Below are 17,642 nucleotides of genomic sequence, written 5' to 3' on the forward strand. Positions count from 1 at the left end.
TATCAAAACGTTCTCAAAAATATTTTTGAGAGAAATTCAGAAAAAAATCAACAAGATTTCGGCGGCTGCCAAATGGAATTGAGAATATCTTTATTGTAAAAGAAGCTTTTGTAAAAAGTCTGTTTGGATTTAATAATCGGGTTGGATTCTTTGTCGGACAACTGAAACGTAAAGGGTGTCGCAGGTGTACATACGATGATAAGATGCGCTGCGTGGGAAACAAACGGCAACTGCTGATCTTTGGTATAATCTGAATCTTTTACCGGATTATCATAATGAATTTTGAAGAATAACCCAATAGTGAGTTTCGGATTCTCCTGTTTGTGTTCTAAATAATGCTCAATAAGAATCGGAATTTTCAAAAACTGATACAGCTCGGTTGTAGAAACCAAGTATAAACTAAGCAATAGTATCGAGATCAGTTTTTTCACCTCGGCAAAATTATAAAATGTTTCGTTAAGAATGAATCTATATTATATCATTTCAAAAAATCTTAAACACCTTTTGCCAACCTTCTCACCATTCCGTTAAAAATTATCCCGTGAAACGGCAATACAGAATACCAATAGAGTCTTCCCGTTAATCCGTGAGGACGGAAAACCGCTTTTTGCCAAAGTTTACCTTTATACACTTTAAACATTAACCACGCTTCTCCGGGAAGTTTCATTTCTGCGAAAAGAATCAGTTTTCCTTCTTCTTTGTTGGCATACAGAACACGCCAGAAATCCAGTGCATCGCCTTCATGCAATTTGTCGGGATGTGTTCTTCCGCGTCTCAATCCCGGCCCGCCAACCAATAAATCCATAAATCCGCGAACCTTCCAGAGACTCTGACCGTACCATCCGTTTGCACCGCCTAAAGAAAAAACTCTATGGAGACATTTTTCACGGTCATCATATTCTTCAGTTCTTAAATCTACAAAACAGCCGTATTTTGGAACATCAAGATAATCTTTCAGACTGGAATCGCTTCTGCTGCTGATAAAGCTGTCTTTCCAGCTTGAAGCAATTTCGTTGTCCTGAATTTTAGCCAAAGTTCTTCTTAACGCCGTATCATAAGAAAATGGCTGAACTCCTGTAATCTGCTTGATTTCCGCAAGGCTTTCCGGTCTGCAGATAACTTCAATTTTCATACTTCCAACCAATGCAGAAGCTAAATTATAGGATGTTGAAGTAATAAAATACAGCCAGTAAGAAGACAATTTCGGAGTCATTACGGGAACGGTGAAAATTTTTCTTTTCAGTCCTCTGATTTTGGCAAACTCCAAAAGCATTTCTTTGTAGGTCAATACATTACCACATCCAATATCAAAATTTCTGTGATACGCCTGTTCTTTAAATAAAGTGAAAATCAGAAAATCCAGAACATTGGCAATTCCGATCGGCTGACATTTTGTGTGAAGCCATTTCGGAGCCACCATCACCGGTAATTTTTCAACCAAATCTCTTATAATCTCAAAAGAAGCACTTCCTGAACCAATAATAATTCCCGCTCTTAAAACTGTTGCCGGAACTTTACATTTCATCAGGATTTTTTCAACTTCAAATCTTGAACTCAGATGTTGAGAAAGCTCTTTTTCATTCGCCAAACCCGAAAGATAAACAATGTGTTTACAATCGGTGGTTTCAATATAATTTGAAAAATTAACGGCGCATTGTCTTTCAATTTCTGCATAATCGTTGCTGTTGCTCATCGAATGCATCAGATAATACGCTCCCGAAATATCTTTCGGAATATTTTCCAGTGTTTCGGGTTTCAGAAAATCCACTTCCACCACTTCAATCTGGGCATCATCAATATCCACACTTTTAGAAAAACGGTTTTTATCTCTGCAGCAGCAGATTACCTGATAACCTTGTGCAGCGATTACGTTAATCATTCGTTTCCCGATATATCCGGTAGCGCCGGTAAGCAGAATTTTTTTCATAAGATTGGTTTTGGTGACTGGAATTTGTTTCTCAGCGTAATGAGAAAATTATACCTTTTCTAAGAGATGTCCAAAATAATCTTTCTTTTTTGAAAGATAACTTTCGTTCACCTCGTTAGATTCTATTTCCAAAGGAACTCTGTGATTGAGAATAATTCCGCTGTTTTCCAGAGATTTAAGTTTATCCGGATTATTGGTCAGCAAATTAATTTCTTTCACATTCAGAATCTTAAGCATTTCCACCGCTACATCAAAATTTCTTCCGTCTGCAGGCAAACCCAACTTTAAATTGGCTTCCACCGTATCAAAACCTTTTTCCTGAAGCGCATATGCTCTTAACTTATTGATGATTCCTATATTACGCCCTTCCTGTCGAAGGTAAATAATCATTCCTCCGTTTTCCGACATATATTTCATTGCCGCGTCTAATTGCTGTCCGCATTCACATTTTTTAGAATGAAAAATCTCACCTGTAATACATTCCGAGTGAAAACGCACGTTTACCGTTTTGCTGAAATCTGTGTTTTCTGCTACCCAAACCAAGTGCGGATTCCAGTCTTCTTCGTGTTCTGAGAATGCATAAACAGTAAACATTCCAAAATCTGTAGGTATATTCGATTGTGCCTGTATCGTCAACATAATTCAAAAATTAAATGGTTTATATAGTACAAATTTATACTTTATTTTAATTAAATGTAAATATATTTACTAAATTTGTCAATAAATAAATTCTATTATGCAAGAACAAGCCAATATCACGCAGGAAAAAATATTTGAATTATACGGAGATTATCTTTTGCATCACGGAGAAAAACCTAAAAACGTTTATCTTTTTGCCAAAGAAAACGATTTTGAGGAAAAAGAGTTTTATCATTATTTCTCAGGATTCGAGCAAATCGAAAGAGAAATATTGAATCATCTTTTCACGAAATCTTTGGAACTCGCTTCGGAAGTGAATTCCTCGAGCGAAGTGACAACAAAAGAAAAACTCCTGAATGTGTATTACATTTTCTTTGAAAATATGACGATGAACCGTTCATTAGTGTTATCTATTTTAGGAAGCAATAAAATTCAGAACATCAAAACGCTTCAGAATCTTCGAGAAACCCACAAACAATTTGTTAATACTCTCAATTTCAACGAATGGGAAATGATTGAAAAAGCGAAAGAAGACATCCGAAAATTCAACGAAAAATCAAGACAGGAAGCACTTTGGCTCCATTTGGTTTCCGCCATTGATTTCTGGAAAAAAGACACTTCTCCCGATTTTGTAAAAACGGATATTTTCATCGAAAAAACCGTCGATACGGGTTTTGAACTGATGGACAACGAGCCATTGAGAAAACTGGCTGACCTCGGGAAGTTTTTATTTAAAGAAACATTAAAGAAAAACTAAATGAAAACACTAAATAAAATCCCCACGGGAAAAATTGAACGGACAAGCAGCCTGCTTAAAGCCGGCGCAAAAGTCGGTGTCAACTACCTGAAATATTACGGAAATAAAATCACGAAAGATGAAGATGAAGCCCGCAAAATCCTGAATGAGGACAATGCAACAGACATCTACGACTCACTGAAAGAATTAAAAGGTTCTGCGCTGAAAGTTGCCCAAATGCTGAGTATGGAAAAGAACATTCTTCCGGTGGAATATGTGGAGAAATTTTCGCTTTCGCAGTTTTCCGTTCCGCCTTTGTCTGGTGCTTTGGTCAAGAAAACATTCAGAAAATATTTCGGGAAAAATCCGGAAGATATTTTTGATGAATTTTCCGCAGAATCGGTTAATGCTGCGAGTATCGGACAGGTTCACACCGCGAAAAAAGACGGCAAAAAACTGGCTGTGAAAATTCAGTATCCCGGTGTGAGAGAGAGCATTTCGAGCGACCTTAAAATGGTAAAACCGATTGCGATGAAGATGTTCAACATCAAAAAAGAAGGTTCGGAATCTTACTTTCAGGAAGTGGAAGACAAACTATTTGAGGAAACAGATTATAACTTGGAACTAAAAAGAAGTCAGCACTTTGCAGAAGAATGCAGTCATCTTCCGAATGTAAAATTTCCGCATTATTATCCTGAATTTTCGTGTGAGAAAATCATTACGATGGATTGGATGCCGGGAATTCATTTTTCGGAATTTACTAAAAAACAGAATCCTCAGGAAGATTTGAATAAAATCGGACAGACACTTTGGGATTTTTATATGTTTCAGATGCATATTCTGAAAAAAGTTCACGCCGATCCGCACCCGGGAAATTTCCTGATTTCGGAAAACAATGAATTATTGGTTATTGATTTTGGCTGTATCAAAGAGATTCCGGAAGATTTTTACATTCCGTATTTCGAACTGGCTAAAGAAGAAAATTTAAAAAATCCTGAAATTTTCCGTGAGAAATTATTCACCTTGGAAATTCTTCGAGCAGAAGATTCAGAAAAAGAAAAAGAGTTTTTTGCCAAATTATTCTACGAATTGCTTGAATTGTTTACGAGACCGTTTAATATGGAAAAATTCGATTTTTCAGATGAATCATTCTTTCAGGAAATTGCCGATTTGGGACAGAAATATGCCAAAGCAAGTGATATGAAGGGAATGAATACCAACCGCGGTTCCCGACATTTCATTTACCTGAACCGAACGTTTTTCGGACTGTATAATATGATGCACGATTTGAAAGCGAAAGATGTGGCGATTAATCATTTCAAGAACTTCATAAAATCTTAAAAATGCCTTCACAATTACCGTCAAAAATCAGTGAAGTCTGTGGACTGCCCTTCAACTGGCGGAAAAAGTGGAAAAAAAACTGGGACGAAGTAAAATATTGCAGTGAAAGATGCCGGAAAAACAAAAAATCAACATCCTCTGGTTCACCAAAGATTTGAGAACGAGAGATTCAGAATCCTTATACAATGCGATGCAGGAAGAGTTGCCTTTTCTTGCGGTGTATGTTTTTGACACTGAATTTTTTGCTCAAAAACAGTTCGGTTCCAAAAAATCGGAAAATACCGTGCAAAATTTTTGCTGAAAAGTGTAGAAAATTTAAAGCAGAATTTAGCGAAACAGAAGATTCCTTTTTTAGTTAAGTACAGCAAAACGGAAGATGTTTTTAAAGAAATATCCGAGGAATTTGAAATCGTGAAGATTTTCTGTCAGGAAGAATGGACGAAGGAAGAAACCGATCTTCAGGCAAAAATCCGAAGTGTGGTTCCGGCTGCCGTTTGGGAAAAATCGTATTCTCAATTTCTGGTTCATCCGCTTTTTGTTTTTAAAACGTTGGATAAAATTCCGATGCTTTTTACCGCGTTCCGGCAGAAAATTGAAAAAAATCTGCTGATCCGCCCTGAATTTGAATCGGAAGATTTGATGTACGATAAACCGGAAATTCATTTTAAAAGCGATACCATTTCGTTAAAATCGCTCGGTTTTGAAGATTTTGAAACGGATGAAAGAACAGCTTTTCCTTTTTCGGGCGGAGAAAATGAAGCATTGAAAAGATTGCATCATTATTTCTCGGAAACGCAGAACTTGAGTGAATACAAGCAAACCCGAAACGGTTTGGTGGGAACAGATTACAGTTCGAAATTTTCGGCTTGGCTGTCGGATGGAAGTCTTTCTGCGGTAACCATTTACCACGAGATAAAAAAATACGAGGAAGAATTCGGAGCCAATGATTCAACGTATTGGTTGATTTTCGAATTGCTCTGGCGGGATTTTTTCAGATATATTTCTTTACAGTATAAAGATTTGATTTTCCGGAAAAGCGGAATCAATCATCAGAAATATTTCGCAGAAAACAATAAAACATTGATTCAAAAATGGAAAGATGGAGAAACGGATTCCGGTTTCGTGAATGCGAATATGCTTGAACTGAAAAATACAGGCTGGATGAGCAATCGCGGTCGACAGAATGTCGCTTCGTATTTCTGCAAAATCCTGAAACAGGACTGGAGAATCGGAGCGGCTTATTTTGAGGAAATGCTGATCGATTATGATGTTCACAGCAATTATGGAAACTGGATGTATCTCGCCGGAGTCGGAAATGATAATCGTGACCGGACTTTCAACCCTGAAAAACAGGCAGAAATGTATGATTTCAATCAAAAATTCAGACGTTTATGGCTAAAACAGTAAAACATACCGCCCAATTGATCTTTCCGCATCAGCTTTTTGAGAATACGGATTATCTGGATAAAAACCAGCCTGTGTTTTTGGTGGAGGAATTTCTGTTTTTTAAACAGTATTCATTCCATCAACAGAAGATTGCGTTTCACCGGGCAACTATGAAATTTTATGAAAACGAGCTAAAAAAAGCAGGTTTTGAAGTTGAATATATTGAAAGTTCAGCGAAATATTCAGACATCCGGAATTTAATTCCAAAACTTGAAAAAGAGAATTTTACAACGATAAAAACAACGGATGTCTGCGACAACTGGCTGGAAAAAAGATTAAAGGAAACAAAACTGGAACTCGAAATTTTGGATAGTCCGCTTTTCATCAACAGCAAAGAAGACCTGAAAGATTATTTTGAAGATAAAAAAGCCTATCATCAGACTGATTTTTATAAGCAGCAGAGAATTACCCGAAATATTCTGATGAAAGCAGGAAAACCTTTGGGCGAAAAATGGACGTACGACACCGAAAACCGGAAAAAATATCCGAAAAATAAAAAAGCGCCCGCAATTCATTTTCCGAAAAACAATGAATTTTACGAGGAAGCAAAACAATATACCGAAAAGCATTTTGCCAAGAATTACGGAACGCTTACGGATGAACAGCTCTACCCGACTACTTTTAAGGAAGCAGGACAATGGCTGGAACAGTTTCTTGAAAACCGTTTTCTTGAATTTGGCATTTACGAAGACAGCATCGTCGAAAAGGAACATTTTCTGCATCACAGCGTGCTTTCTCCTTTAATGAATGTCGGACTTTTAACACCTGAATATGTGCTGGAAAAAGCGATTTCATTTGCAGAAGAAAACGATATTCCGGTGAATTCTCTGGAAGGTTTTGTCCGCCAGATTTTGGGTTGGAGAGAATTTGTGCGTGGGGTTTATGTGTATCAGGGAACACATCAGCGGAATAAAAATTATTGGAAGCACGACAAAAAACTTCCGGAGTCTTTTTACACCGCCAAAACAGGAATTCGCCCGATTGACCGTTCGCTTCAGAAAGTCCTGAAAACCGGGTACGCGCATCACATCGAACGACTGATGATTTTTGCCAATTTTATGAATCTTGCTGAGTTCAATCCTGATGAAGTGTATCAATGGTTTATGGAAATGTTCATCGATTCCTACGACTGGGTGATGGTTCCGAATGTGTACGGAATGAGCAGTTTCTCAGACGGCGGAAAAATGAGCACGAAACCGTACATCAGCGGAAGCAATTATATTAAAAAAATGAGCGATTATCCGGACGGAGAATGGAATGAAAAATGGGATGCTCTGTTTTGGAACTTTATTAATGACCATCAAGATTTTTTTGCTAAAAATCCAAGATTGGGAATGATGCTGAGAACACTGGAGAAAATGCCGGAAGAAAAACGAAAACAGCATTTTAAAACAGCGAAGGAATTTATTGGAAGTTTGAGTTGATTTTAACGCAAAGCTCGCAAAGATTTTTTTTAAAATACTAACTGCTTTTAGGTTCGCAAAGGCGTTTCACTCAGCAAAGCAAAAAAAAAATTAGCTTTCAAAAAGAATAGAATGTTTGGCTTTAGCCTAAACTTAAAAATATATTTCGGCTAAAGCCTTTTTTAAATTAAACTTCAACATCGGGCTAAAGCCCGACGCAATTGATAGAATATTTATAAAAAAATGAATAAAAACCTCAACATACAACAAATCGACAGAATCATCGAAATGGCGTGGGAAGACCGAACGCCGTTTGAAGCCATACAGTTTCAGTTCGGAATCAGCGAAGCGGAAGTGATTGAACTGATGCGTTCGGAACTGAAAGAATCAAGTTTTAAGCTATGGAGAAAAAGAGTGAATTCCGGAGTAAGCCAGAAACACCTGAAAAAAAGAAGCGAAGAGATTGATCGCTTTAAATGCAGCAGACAGAGAATTATCAGCAATAATAAAATTTCTAAAAGGTAAATTTTACCACAAAAGACACAAAAGAATTGTTTGAAGATAGAGTGCTTCAAAAGAGCAAAAAAGCTTTGTAAATAGACACTTTATTTCGTCAGACTAAGGATAAACTAAGCTCAGCCTTAAAATTAAAAGATAATTAAACGAATAGTATTAGAGATGTCACACTGAGCTTGTCGAAGTGTCTCAAAATAAAAACCTTCGTGTTCCAAAACATAAAAATAAATTCATTATGAAAAATATCGTTATCATCGGTTGCGGAAAGGGAATCGGTTTAGCAACAGCAAAGATTCTCGCAGAACAAAACAAAATTATCGGAATTTCCAGAACGGAAAATCCAGAACTGAATCATCCGAATATTGAATTTCACACAATGGATATTCTTTCGGGAAACTTAGAAGAAATCAGTTTTCCGGAAATTATCGACGGATTGGTTTATGCACCGGGAAGCATTAATTTAAAACCATTTAGCCGACTTTCTGTAGATGATTTTAAGAATGATTTTGAGATCAATGTTTTGGGAGCGGTAAAAATAATTCAGAAACTGTTGCCGAATCTCAAAAAATCAAATTCAGCTTCGATTGTGCTTTTCAGTTCTGTAGCGGCAAAATTGGGAATGCCTTTTCACGCTTCGATTGCGGCGAGCAAAAACGCGGTGGAAGGTCTTACAAAAAGTCTGGCGGCAGAATTTTCGGCTCAGAAAATCAGGGTTAATGCGATTGCACCTTCTTTAACGGACACGAATCTGGTAGCACAGCTTTTAGCAACACCTGAGAAAAGAGAAGCTTCTGCAAAAAGACATCCGTTGCAAAGAGTGGGAACGGCTGAAGAAATTGCGGAAATGACAGCTTTCCTTGTTTCAGATAAATCGTCGTGGATTACAGGACAGATATTCGGAATTGATGGCGGAATGGGAACTGTTAAGCTTTAGTTGGAGGATCTAGATGCTTCCACCTCTTTATTAGATTATAAAAAATATTTAAAATACTTAGATTAAATTTGCGCTATGAATACTGATTTTTTCATTGATCTGCTTCATCAGGTTAAAGAATTTGAAAATTCCGAAGCTTATAAACCTCACTCTAATGTTGAGGATTTCCGTCTTTGGCTTAATGATCAAAAATACAGAAAAGAGAGCCCAACCAAACTTTTTAAAAATGAACAGCATCAGGTTTCTTTTACAGAAAATGAAATCTGCAAACAGGTTCTGCTTTTGGGACGATATTCCAGACAATTAATTAGAAAGGGGTTGAATGATTTCCCTGAATTGGCCAATGAAGAATTCACCTACCTTTACCGATTGAAGGACGAACCGAATCTGACTAAAATTCAGTTAATCGAAAGAAACGGTCACGAAAAACAAACCGGAACTCAAATCATCAAGCGTCTTCTGGAATATGGATTAATTGAAGAAAAAAACGACAGCGAAGATAAAAGAAGTAAGCGTTTGAACATCACCGAAAAAGGTGAAGATTATTTCCACCGCTCCGTTGATAAAGTGAATATGACGTCTCGAATTCTTGCCGGGAAACTCGAAAATAATGAAAAGGCCGAACTTTTGGAATTACTCCGGAAGCTGAATGATTTTCACTCGCATGTTTACTCTGAGTATAAACGCTCTAACATTGATGAAATTCTTGAAATTTCCGCTAGTTAATTGATTTAATACCAATTAGATCAATAATAATACTTATTTTATAGAATGAGATTATTAAATGAAAACTTTCGCATAAATATTCAGCTCCGAGATATTATACCTAATTTTTGCTTTAAAAAAAGTGATGTATTAAACTAGAGGAAGCATATTTATTTTCCGATACATAAAGTAACTAATATTGATAATCAATTAGTTACATTTTAAGGATACAAATAAGGTACAATTTCAGTAAAAAAATAGCAAAATAGACTAATAAAATTGATGAGGTGTTGGGAAATATTTACAGTACTTCCCGACTAACATATCATTATTAAAAAAAAATGCTTAACCTTTAAATTTAAAAATATGGAAAATCTACAAAGTTTATATTTCAAAGATGAAATACAGAAAATTGAACGCTCAGAAATTGATAAGGTAATTAATGAGATTGCAATGAGTTCAGAGATCCTTTACGATATGGAAACATCTACGGCTTTTGGTCTTTCTGCGTGGTTTAAATCTTATGTATTAAGTCCCGAATTTCAGGAATTAGATAGAAAAATACAAAGGGAAGTTTTTGACCATTACGAAAATGCAAAATCTATTGTGGAATGCATTAATAAGTTTACTGAAAAACATAGGCTTGGCGACTTATGGGAAAAAGCACAATAAAACTTTTTGAAGTATATTGAATTATTAGATAATGGTATTAAACACTCTGATTTTTTTAGGGTGTTTTTTATTTTAGTCAATCTTTTTAACTTTCCTTCATCAATTCTTATCTTCATAAAAACATCAATTCTTAAATGTATGTACTGAGCGTGAAATTTCGCTGAGTGAACAAAAAAAAGGCTGGAATAATTCCAACCCACTATAAACATATCATTTTAAAATTTTGAAATTTACATAATCTGATTTTTTAAAACAATTGCTTCAATCTCTTTTATCTGTTCAGGCTCTAACTGCTCAATTGTTTCCTGTTTCAAAATTGTATTATTAATCTGAATGAAGTTATTATTTTGAATAGTCTTTCCTGATCCAGCATTTAAACATCCCATAACATTAAAATAAAGTTTTGCTGCTCCAATATCCCCATTTACTGCAAATTGAAATACCTTTGCCAATACTTTATCTGTCATAAATACAAACTGCTCTTTTTTTTCTAAATACAAAGAATTACTTCCATATTCTTTTAAATGCTTTGTTACCGTCTGTCTGCTCAGTTCAGATTTATTGGCTATTTCTGAAGCCGTTGGCATTCGTCCGTATTCTTGCATTAAATTTGAAATTGTGGCGGTTATAGTATTATGATTCCGTTCCCAAATTTGATTTTTAGCTACAGGATGTAAAACTTTATCTAACTTATAGAGTAACTTATCATGATCATCTAATTTTGTGGTATTCAGTAAATTTGTAAGTCTTTCATTTATTTGCTCTTGCTCGTCTTTTGAAAAATTATTAAAATCTATAATATCCAACTGATCTTTTTCAAGTAAATCTCCAAATCTTGTTTCAAAATCTGTAAACTTTTGTAAACTATCTTTCTTCATAACAATTGTTTTTTTCTATTTCCAATGTCAGGAATGTTTGGAACATTAAAAACTCCTTTTACTTCAATATCGGATTCAACTGCCTTTAGTGTAGGTATAACAAATTTTGAAATATCTATGATGAACTTTAAACGCTCCTTTGGCTCAAGATCTTCAAAGTCCGCTTTAATCTTCTCTTTGTTACCATTGAGAAAATCAGTATAAAAATCTCTAATTTCTTTTGTCGTATTATTTAAACTTCCTTTTGGTCGTCCTGCTGGATTCAATACAGTCCCCTTCTTTAATGTTCCGTTTTCGTTTCTCTCCATTTTTTTGCTATTTATTTATTAGTATTTCATTTTCAATTATTTCTAAATATCCACTTATCACAATCATAGATTATTATTTTTTTTATGCTCATTACATCCAGCAAATCATCTGCATCCTGTTGGTTTAATCCTTCCAAATGGAAAAGTATCTGCATTGCATCATTAAAGCTTAATTCTGACTTATCGGCGAAAACTCTGCTGCTTAACTCTCTCAAATCTTCATCATTGAAATATAAAAGACCAAAGGTTAAACGTTCGGCTTTTGTATAATCAAAATAAGTTTTTGTTTTGCCGTCATATCCGTCACTTCCGTCACTCCTTTCCCTGAAGTCTCTCCAATCGTGCCGAATAAGAATATCTGCTAAATCATTACCCTGCTCCCGATCTTCAACACTTGCGAACCTCTCCAACAAATCAGAAAAAACAAATCCTGTTTGCTTCATTTGTCTTTGAAATTGGTCTGCTTTGGCTCTCCACTCTCTAAAAGTGCTACCATCTTTGGATAGGTCGGGAAATACAAAAACATTTCTACCCTGTAATATTTTCAATTTGTCAAAAGAAAAACTGCTTTTATTATAAACTGCTAACCAAATCAATTGCTTTTCATCTGCTGGCATTCCAAAATAAAGACTTCCATAAATAGCGGTTTTTGGTGCTTCTACTAATGCTATCGGATTGTTTGGATAACGCTTCAATAGATGTTCCCCAAATAGGCAAGAAACCCTTTTATCTTGCTTAATGTAGTCATCTAACCATTTAGGCAAAACATCGTATTTTTTAGCTTCAATAGAATGTAACCAATTGGTATTGGTGGTATGATTATTCTTATCAAATTGCTTTACTTGTATGGCTCTTATTCCGTCATTAATATCAATAAACGGAAATGTAATTGCACCTGCTGAGGTTGTTCCCAATCTGTATAATTCAATTACTTTTGTGACCTCATCTACATCAAAAGGAAAAGCAACCCTACTTAATAGATTCTGAATGAATGTATTTTTGTCATAGCCTTGCAAAGTCTTTTTGAAAGTTTCAAAATCAAAGAAAATAGGATCTGATTTTTTGGAACATTTTGCAACATAATTTGATTTTCGCTGAGGTTTATAAGTTGTTGTAAATTGATCCTGCTGATACTTTTCTGCGTATGGATTCAAATAATAATTGCATTTGCTTTCCCTGTCACATCTTCCAAATTCATAAGGCAAATACTCCCTACTTTCAACATCAATAAATCTTACAAAGGTTTTTTTATTGCACTGCGGACAAAGATGTTTTCTGCTTCCTTTCTCTAATTGATATTTGTATTCCGATTCCATAAAAAAAAGATTATTTTTTTCGTGTCACTTCCGTCACTTCCGTCACTTTTCCACATTTACAACCCTCCCGAAATTCTTTTTGATAATCTCAAAACCTGCATTTTTTAGCCTGTCGCTAAATGTTTTTTGTGAACAGATTCTGTTTCCGAAATTCTCACAATAATACTTATACTCTTTGTACAGATCTTGCAAAGGCATTTCCTTTGAAACCGATATTTTATAATCATATTCATCAATAAACATCTTTACGCTGTCGCTTTCAGTCTTGTATCGTTCCAGCGTTTCTTTGGCTGCTTTACATTCAGAAAATTGTTTCTGCTTCAATAATCTATTCAACCCATCCAATACCCAATTGAAAACCCCTGAAAGTTCATTTTTGATAATCTTTTTATGTAATTCTGTGTCCTGATCTTCCTTCGGTATGGTAACATCAAACGGAATAATTAACCAACGGCGAAAAAATCCGTTATTATGTTCTACATCTTTTGGCAATTCATTACAATTAAAAATAAATTTGGCGTACTGATTCAATTGCATTGGCTTACCATACGGCAAACGTGCTGGAATTGTCTCCCCTGAAACCATTGCTTTAAATAGTGAAGCTTCAAGCTTTCCGTTTATTTCACTTGCATAGTTTACCAATTTATTAGAGATCATTGCTCTATAATATCCTGTATCATCAGTAAGCTGTTGCAATGAAAAACTGCTAACATTATCAATCCCCAATAATGCATTGACAATTTCAAAAAATACACTTTTTCCATTTGCTCCCGATCCATACAATACCAATGCAGCTTCCAGCTTTAAAACTCCCTGCCTTATGAATACATAGCCTAAATATTCTGCTAACACTCTTTGGCGTTCAACATCGGGCAATACTTTGTTTAAATACGCTTCAAACAATGGTGCATTTGCTTTTGGATTATATTCAAATGGTAATTGATAGGTTATGAAATCAGATTGCTTAAATGGTCTTAATTTCGTGCCGTTTGCAGATATTTCAAATGTTCCGTTTTGCAAGTTTATTAGTACTTCGTTTTCATTTACTTCAGGCGTTGGCAAATAAGCATCAGAAAGAAATTGTTTAAATAAGTCTTGCTTAAATTGAAAGTATCTTGCTTCATACTTTTCAACTCCCATTTTTTCGGCTGCTAATCCTAAAAATTTCTGAAACGTTTCTTTGTCTAATTCTTTCCAAAAAGTACCGTTGTATAGATAAATGAAATCCTGATTTTTACACAAACCCCAGCGGTTACATTCTGCTAATCTCAAAACCTCATCAATGGATAATATTAGATAATGTTTTCTTGTAACCTTTAAACGCTCCAATGATCCTTGCAGCCTTTTCCATTCATCCAAATCAGCTTTAAACTTCTCATCAGTATTAAATGATCCATCAGGATTGATAATTATCTGCTCCAGCTTTTGAATTTTTCCCAATATCTCTACAATCTGCGGAAAAGCTATTGTTTGAAAATCCAACGGCTCAACCTGTTCAATAAGATTGGTTAATATTTCGTTATGTGGAACGGCTGCACAAACTTTTGTAAGTTCGTTAATATGCTGTTGTATAATTCCAGGATTGCGCAAATCCTCAAAATTGGCATTTATATTATTGCTCATCATTAAGAATTTACGTTGTTAAAAAGTGTTGGATCTGTTGTTAAATAACCTGCTCTGTGTTTGGTTATTCTGCAAAGTCCTTTTCTGACTTCCTGAATAGAATTTTGCTCCTTCCATTCTGCAACGTAACGGCAAATATTAGCCCTATCTATACCTGTCTGAACGGAAACCATTTTCATAGTTTTTGGCTGTGTAGAAAAGGCGTTAAAAACCTTTGTCATTTGTCCGCTTATTTTCGTATCTTTACCCTGTCCTTTAAAAAAATTAGGGTTGTTCAATTTAGATCCCATTGTTCAACCCTTTTTTATTGTTAGACAAATACGCATCTGCTTCCGCTTCTATTTCAGCAAAAGTTTTCTTTTTACCTTCCTTAATGTAATTGAGTAATTCCGTTTGTGAGAAGTACAAACGTTTACCCTGCTTCATACAAGGTAATTCACGTCTTGAAACCTTACTGTAAATAGTAGGTCTTGAAAGTTTTAAAAGTTCTGCAGCTTCCTGAACCGTCAAAAGTTCATCTACATCGGCTTTTGTTTGCTTGTTAGTTACTGCTGTAAGAATGTTTGCGGTAACCTTATCCACAATACTATTAATAAGTATTTCGGGATCAATTGGACTTAAAACTAAATTGTGCATAATCCTTTGTTTTTAAATTATGCATCAAAATTATTTGGGGATTTTCGTGGGGAAATTCAGGGATTTTTCCCCATTATTCCCTGTAAAGTTCCTTTTCTGTTAAATACGCTTTTGTTTTCTTCCAATCTTTTGCTAATGACTTCACTGCATTTAACCAATCTTGCGAAATGTTTTGTAAATCTTTGATGATAGATACATTATAATTTTTATTCAAATCTTTTACGGCATTATAAAAAGTGTCTGGCTTTATAAATTGAATGTTATCTTTTCCGTATTGTTCTATCTCTTTTTTACTCAAACTTCCCTCAATTCTATTTATCGGTATTTGTCTACCATTTGCATACAAATCAAAAATATAAGCCAATGCATACTCTTTTGCTGTAAATTTTATAGGCTGTTCCTGCTGAGGTGCTGGAATGGATTCTGCTTTTTGATTTTGCTCTTTTACTATTGTATCTGAATAATTTTTATGATTTGCCATATCATAAAGCTTTTCGTACTCAATCAATCCTAATACATAATTGTAATGAGTTGGCATAAATCCTACTGTTTTCGTTTTATAATTTTCATATTTGAATGATAACATTAATTTGTGCTTAAAGTCTTTTACTGCGTTTTCAGAAAATATTTTAACCTCATCAATTTCACTTTGAAAAGTGCTGTTTTCTAACTTTATTTTTTGCTGTTCAAGCATTCTTTTTACTTCGCTATGTCGTTCATCAAAATCTAAATCCTTAACCTCATTTTTTAAGTAGTCCAAAAAGTCAGAAAATTTCTCAAAATGTAATTCATTTCGATTACTAATTAACTGCATTACGGCTTTTTCTATTCCTTGTTTGTCCAGACTTTCAATAGTTACAACATTTGTTTGCAATTTGCTAAATTCATTGAAATCATCATCTTTAAAAAAATCATAAAATTCTTTTAAGGTTCTATCTAACTCAAAGAAAAAAGATTGTAAATAATAATCAAATTTTGTTTCATTTCTAAAATCCAAATATTTCTGTTTCGCTTCAAAAATTGGCTTCAAATCATCTTCCTTAAAATTTCTTTGAAGTTCAAACAAATCAGATTTAGCGTTTAAATTTATTATTGGTGTAGAAATATCTGCAATATTTAATTCGATAATTTTTTCTTTTAACGGAAATATTATTTCAGCATCAACAATATCAAATTTTTCAGAAATCCTTTTTTGAATTTTATCATATTCAATCTTAGACTTATAATTATCATTAGGTTTTATAGATTTTCTTGTTTGAAGTAATTCATTTGTTTCATCAATCAAATTTTGTTTGCTCAATAAATAGTCTTTATTTGAGTGTAGAAAATTTATAAAATCAAATAAGTTTTGTACGTTTTCTGTTATCATTTTTGTCCTTTAAATAATTATAATTCCAACTTTATCTTATTAGCTGCGGTTCTTTTGGCATCATCTACGATCTTTGCATAAACCTGCGTTGTTTTCAAATCTTTATGTCCTAACATTTTAGAAACGGTGTAAATATCCGTACCGTTAAATAATTGAAGCGTTGCGAACGTATGGCGGAAACAATGAAAAGTAATATCTTTTGTGATTCCTGCTGCTCCAATCCATTGGGCTAAATGCTTGTTACTGTATGCAGAATATTCCAAACCGTCAAAAACTTTATCTGCTGGATCTCTTCTTTCTCCACACAAAGAAACTGCCTGATCTGATATTGGTAATGTTTCAATTCCTTTGGTTTTCTTTTGGCTGAAATTAAGGAAATAACCTTGTCCCTCGATAAAAACAATTTCGCTCCAAACCATCTTTTGAATATCGGAAAACCTCAACCCTGTTAAGGCAGAAAATAAAGCTGCATTCTTTAATAATGGATTGTTGCAAGGCGTTTTTACCAACTCATTTAATTCATTTATAGTAAGATATTCCCTGCGAGTTTCAGCGGCTTTTATTGGCTCTATTTTAGCATTAAGATCCGTTTTTAAAATGCCATCTTTGTACGCTTGTTTTAAGGTTGCCTTAACTTTATTAAAATATGAAACGGCTGAGTTTTGGGAAAGTGTCGCTTTTGTCCGTTTATTGGCTTTTGTAGTTAGAAGATATTCTTTGAACTCTTCCAAAAATACTTCGCTGAGGTCTGCAAATTTCAAATTTCCACCTGTAAAGTTTTTCAGATAATTAAGTGCAGAAATCCAATTATCATAATTGGAAGCTTTTCTTTTGTTGGCTAACTTTTCAAAATATTCCACAAAATTAAGTTCGTCTTTCTTTTTCTGCTTCAATACTTCTTTCTCAAACTCGCTGTAAACTTCGGGCTTATCAAAATAGTTTTGTCTTTTTTGGCGTATTGCTTCGGCTGTAACCAATGTATTTTTATTGTGATCCTTTTCCGTTTTGGTTTTTGGATTCTCATAAATGTACATTTTCAGAAACTCTCTTCTTGTTTCTTTTCCTGATTCAGAATTGTAAACGGCTGGATAAAAGTCTAAATATAAACTTTTCCTGTTGTCAGAAATTGTCTTTTGTCTTAATGATACTTTGATTCCCATTTGTCCTTTATTACTTCAAATTTAAAAATTAGT

Annotated in this window: 21 protein-coding genes; 10 read left to right on the plus strand and 11 right to left on the minus strand. The window is 34.5% G+C overall.

Going from position 1 to position 17,642, the window contains the following annotated elements:
* Positions 1 to 47: 47 nt before the first annotated feature.
* The 3 genes from EGH73_RS02220 to ribA form a co-directional block, all read right to left on the minus strand.
* Entirely contained in the window at positions 48 to 431 is a 384-nt protein-coding gene (locus EGH73_RS02220; protein ID WP_123280483.1) for a hypothetical protein, read from the minus strand.
* 62 nt (positions 432 to 493) lie between these two features.
* Positions 494 to 1,927, minus strand: coding sequence for an SDR family oxidoreductase (locus EGH73_RS02225; protein ID WP_123280484.1), 1,434 nt, complete (start codon positions 1,925 to 1,927; stop codon positions 494 to 496).
* A gap of 48 nt (positions 1,928 to 1,975) precedes the next feature.
* Positions 1,976 to 2,566: a GTP cyclohydrolase II gene (ribA, locus tag EGH73_RS02230; protein ID WP_087710699.1), complete on the minus strand. Its 591-nt coding sequence runs from the start codon at positions 2,564 to 2,566 to the stop codon at positions 1,976 to 1,978.
* 97 nt (positions 2,567 to 2,663) lie between these two features.
* On the opposite strand from ribA, the gene EGH73_RS02235 reads away from it, so the two are divergent.
* The 10 genes from EGH73_RS02235 to EGH73_RS02275 all read left to right on the plus strand — a co-directional run bounded on the left by EGH73_RS02235 (position 2,664) and on the right by EGH73_RS02275 (position 10,319).
* Entirely contained in the window at positions 2,664 to 3,323 is a 660-nt protein-coding gene (locus EGH73_RS02235) for a TetR family transcriptional regulator C-terminal domain-containing protein (RefSeq protein WP_123280485.1), read from the plus strand.
* A complete protein-coding gene (locus EGH73_RS02240; RefSeq protein ID WP_123280486.1) occupies positions 3,324 to 4,643 on the plus strand; it encodes an ABC1 kinase family protein in 1,320 nt (439 codons plus the stop codon).
* Positions 4,644 to 4,645: 2 nt separating this feature from the next.
* Complete coding sequence (locus EGH73_RS02245) at positions 4,646 to 4,801, plus strand: DUF2256 domain-containing protein (protein WP_123280487.1); 156 nt, start codon at positions 4,646 to 4,648, stop codon at positions 4,799 to 4,801.
* Positions 4,753 to 4,944: a deoxyribodipyrimidine photo-lyase gene (locus tag EGH73_RS14315; RefSeq protein WP_317124632.1), complete on the plus strand. Its 192-nt coding sequence runs from the start codon at positions 4,753 to 4,755 to the stop codon at positions 4,942 to 4,944. Before EGH73_RS02245 ends, EGH73_RS14315 begins: the two co-directional genes overlap by 49 nt.
* Positions 4,938 to 6,050 carry a DASH family cryptochrome gene (locus EGH73_RS02250; protein WP_317124633.1) on the plus strand — a complete coding sequence of 371 codons (1,113 nt, stop codon included), beginning with the start codon at positions 4,938 to 4,940 and terminating at the stop codon, positions 6,048 to 6,050. The genes EGH73_RS14315 and EGH73_RS02250 overlap by 7 nt, the downstream gene beginning before the upstream one ends.
* Complete coding sequence (locus EGH73_RS02255) at positions 6,035 to 7,513, plus strand: cryptochrome/photolyase family protein (protein ID WP_123280488.1); 1,479 nt, start codon at positions 6,035 to 6,037, stop codon at positions 7,511 to 7,513. Before EGH73_RS02250 ends, EGH73_RS02255 begins: the two co-directional genes overlap by 16 nt.
* A 222-nt stretch (positions 7,514 to 7,735) precedes the next feature.
* Positions 7,736 to 8,017 (plus strand): TIGR03643 family protein, encoded by a 282-nt coding sequence (locus EGH73_RS02260; RefSeq protein WP_089767940.1) that lies wholly within the window; start codon positions 7,736 to 7,738, stop codon positions 8,015 to 8,017.
* 226 nt (positions 8,018 to 8,243) lie between these two features.
* The gene (locus EGH73_RS02265; RefSeq protein ID WP_123280489.1) at positions 8,244 to 8,942 is read left to right on the plus strand and encodes an SDR family NAD(P)-dependent oxidoreductase; all 699 of its coding nucleotides are present in this window, start codon (positions 8,244 to 8,246) and stop codon (positions 8,940 to 8,942) included.
* A gap of 75 nt (positions 8,943 to 9,017) precedes the next feature.
* A complete protein-coding gene (locus EGH73_RS02270) occupies positions 9,018 to 9,668 on the plus strand; it encodes a MarR family winged helix-turn-helix transcriptional regulator (RefSeq protein ID WP_123280490.1) in 651 nt (216 codons plus the stop codon).
* Positions 9,669 to 10,013: 345 nt separating this feature from the next.
* On the plus strand, positions 10,014 to 10,319 hold the full coding sequence (locus tag EGH73_RS02275) for a hypothetical protein (protein ID WP_123280491.1): 306 nt from the start codon (positions 10,014 to 10,016) through the stop codon (positions 10,317 to 10,319).
* Between the two features lie 230 nt (positions 10,320 to 10,549).
* Here EGH73_RS02275 and EGH73_RS02280 read toward each other — a convergent pair whose 3' ends face one another.
* The 8 genes from EGH73_RS02280 to EGH73_RS02315 all read right to left on the minus strand — a co-directional run bounded on the left by EGH73_RS02280 (position 10,550) and on the right by EGH73_RS02315 (position 17,609).
* Positions 10,550 to 11,197, minus strand: a complete 648-nt coding sequence (locus EGH73_RS02280) for a sigma-70 family RNA polymerase sigma factor (protein WP_123280492.1) — start codon at positions 11,195 to 11,197, stop codon at positions 10,550 to 10,552.
* A complete protein-coding gene (locus EGH73_RS02285) occupies positions 11,194 to 11,505 on the minus strand; it encodes a hypothetical protein (RefSeq protein ID WP_123280493.1) in 312 nt (103 codons plus the stop codon). The genes EGH73_RS02280 and EGH73_RS02285 overlap by 4 nt, the downstream gene beginning before the upstream one ends.
* A gap of 32 nt (positions 11,506 to 11,537) precedes the next feature.
* Positions 11,538 to 12,821 carry a DUF6371 domain-containing protein gene (locus EGH73_RS02290; RefSeq protein WP_184808057.1) on the minus strand — a complete coding sequence of 428 codons (1,284 nt, stop codon included), beginning with the start codon at positions 12,819 to 12,821 and terminating at the stop codon, positions 11,538 to 11,540.
* A 42-nt stretch (positions 12,822 to 12,863) separates the two neighbouring features.
* The gene (locus EGH73_RS02295; RefSeq protein ID WP_123280525.1) at positions 12,864 to 14,444 is read right to left on the minus strand and encodes a DNA primase family protein; all 1,581 of its coding nucleotides are present in this window, start codon (positions 14,442 to 14,444) and stop codon (positions 12,864 to 12,866) included.
* Positions 14,445 to 14,446: 2 nt separating this feature from the next.
* Positions 14,447 to 14,734, minus strand: a complete 288-nt coding sequence (locus EGH73_RS02300) for a hypothetical protein (protein WP_123280494.1) — start codon at positions 14,732 to 14,734, stop codon at positions 14,447 to 14,449.
* The gene (locus tag EGH73_RS02305) at positions 14,724 to 15,080 is read right to left on the minus strand and encodes a helix-turn-helix domain-containing protein (protein WP_123280495.1); all 357 of its coding nucleotides are present in this window, start codon (positions 15,078 to 15,080) and stop codon (positions 14,724 to 14,726) included. The genes EGH73_RS02300 and EGH73_RS02305 overlap by 11 nt, the downstream gene beginning before the upstream one ends.
* A 73-nt stretch (positions 15,081 to 15,153) precedes the next feature.
* On the minus strand, positions 15,154 to 16,449 hold the full coding sequence (locus EGH73_RS02310; RefSeq protein WP_148041672.1) for a hypothetical protein: 1,296 nt from the start codon (positions 16,447 to 16,449) through the stop codon (positions 15,154 to 15,156).
* A gap of 17 nt (positions 16,450 to 16,466) precedes the next feature.
* Positions 16,467 to 17,609, minus strand: a complete 1,143-nt coding sequence (locus EGH73_RS02315) for a tyrosine-type recombinase/integrase (RefSeq protein ID WP_123280497.1) — start codon at positions 17,607 to 17,609, stop codon at positions 16,467 to 16,469.
* Positions 17,610 to 17,642: the final 33 nt, after the last annotated feature.

This window comes from Epilithonimonas hominis, from assembly GCF_003730015.1.
GTDB lineage: Bacteria > Bacteroidota > Bacteroidia > Flavobacteriales > Weeksellaceae > Epilithonimonas > Epilithonimonas hominis.

Bases quoted from the DNA above. Each gene is read 5' to 3' on its own strand.
- EGH73_RS02225 (WP_123280484.1), bottom strand. From the start codon at position 1,927: ATGAAAAAAATTCTGCTTACCGGCGCTACCGGATATATCGGGAAACGA.
- ribA (WP_087710699.1), bottom strand. From the start codon at position 2,566: ATGTTGACGATACAGGCACAATCGAATATACCTACAGATTTTGGAATG.
- EGH73_RS02235 (WP_123280485.1), top strand. From the start codon at position 2,664: ATGCAAGAACAAGCCAATATCACGCAGGAAAAAATATTTGAATTATAC.
- EGH73_RS02240 (WP_123280486.1), top strand. From the start codon at position 3,324: ATGAAAACACTAAATAAAATCCCCACGGGAAAAATTGAACGGACAAGC.
- EGH73_RS02245 (WP_123280487.1), top strand. From the start codon at position 4,646: ATGCCTTCACAATTACCGTCAAAAATCAGTGAAGTCTGTGGACTGCCC.
- EGH73_RS14315 (WP_317124632.1), top strand. From the start codon at position 4,753: ATGCCGGAAAAACAAAAAATCAACATCCTCTGGTTCACCAAAGATTTG.
- EGH73_RS02255 (WP_123280488.1), top strand. From the start codon at position 6,035: ATGGCTAAAACAGTAAAACATACCGCCCAATTGATCTTTCCGCATCAG.
- EGH73_RS02260 (WP_089767940.1), top strand. From the start codon at position 7,736: ATGAATAAAAACCTCAACATACAACAAATCGACAGAATCATCGAAATG.
- EGH73_RS02265 (WP_123280489.1), top strand. From the start codon at position 8,244: ATGAAAAATATCGTTATCATCGGTTGCGGAAAGGGAATCGGTTTAGCA.
- EGH73_RS02270 (WP_123280490.1), top strand. From the start codon at position 9,018: ATGAATACTGATTTTTTCATTGATCTGCTTCATCAGGTTAAAGAATTT.
- EGH73_RS02275 (WP_123280491.1), top strand. From the start codon at position 10,014: ATGGAAAATCTACAAAGTTTATATTTCAAAGATGAAATACAGAAAATT.
- EGH73_RS02280 (WP_123280492.1), bottom strand. From the start codon at position 11,197: ATGAAGAAAGATAGTTTACAAAAGTTTACAGATTTTGAAACAAGATTT.
- EGH73_RS02285 (WP_123280493.1), bottom strand. From the start codon at position 11,505: ATGGAGAGAAACGAAAACGGAACATTAAAGAAGGGGACTGTATTGAAT.
- EGH73_RS02290 (WP_184808057.1), bottom strand. From the start codon at position 12,821: ATGGAATCGGAATACAAATATCAATTAGAGAAAGGAAGCAGAAAACAT.
- EGH73_RS02295 (WP_123280525.1), bottom strand. From the start codon at position 14,444: ATGAGCAATAATATAAATGCCAATTTTGAGGATTTGCGCAATCCTGGA.
- EGH73_RS02300 (WP_123280494.1), bottom strand. From the start codon at position 14,734: ATGGGATCTAAATTGAACAACCCTAATTTTTTTAAAGGACAGGGTAAA.
- EGH73_RS02305 (WP_123280495.1), bottom strand. From the start codon at position 15,080: ATGCACAATTTAGTTTTAAGTCCAATTGATCCCGAAATACTTATTAAT.
- EGH73_RS02310 (WP_148041672.1), bottom strand. From the start codon at position 16,449: ATGATAACAGAAAACGTACAAAACTTATTTGATTTTATAAATTTTCTA.
- EGH73_RS02315 (WP_123280497.1), bottom strand. From the start codon at position 17,609: ATGGGAATCAAAGTATCATTAAGACAAAAGACAATTTCTGACAACAGG.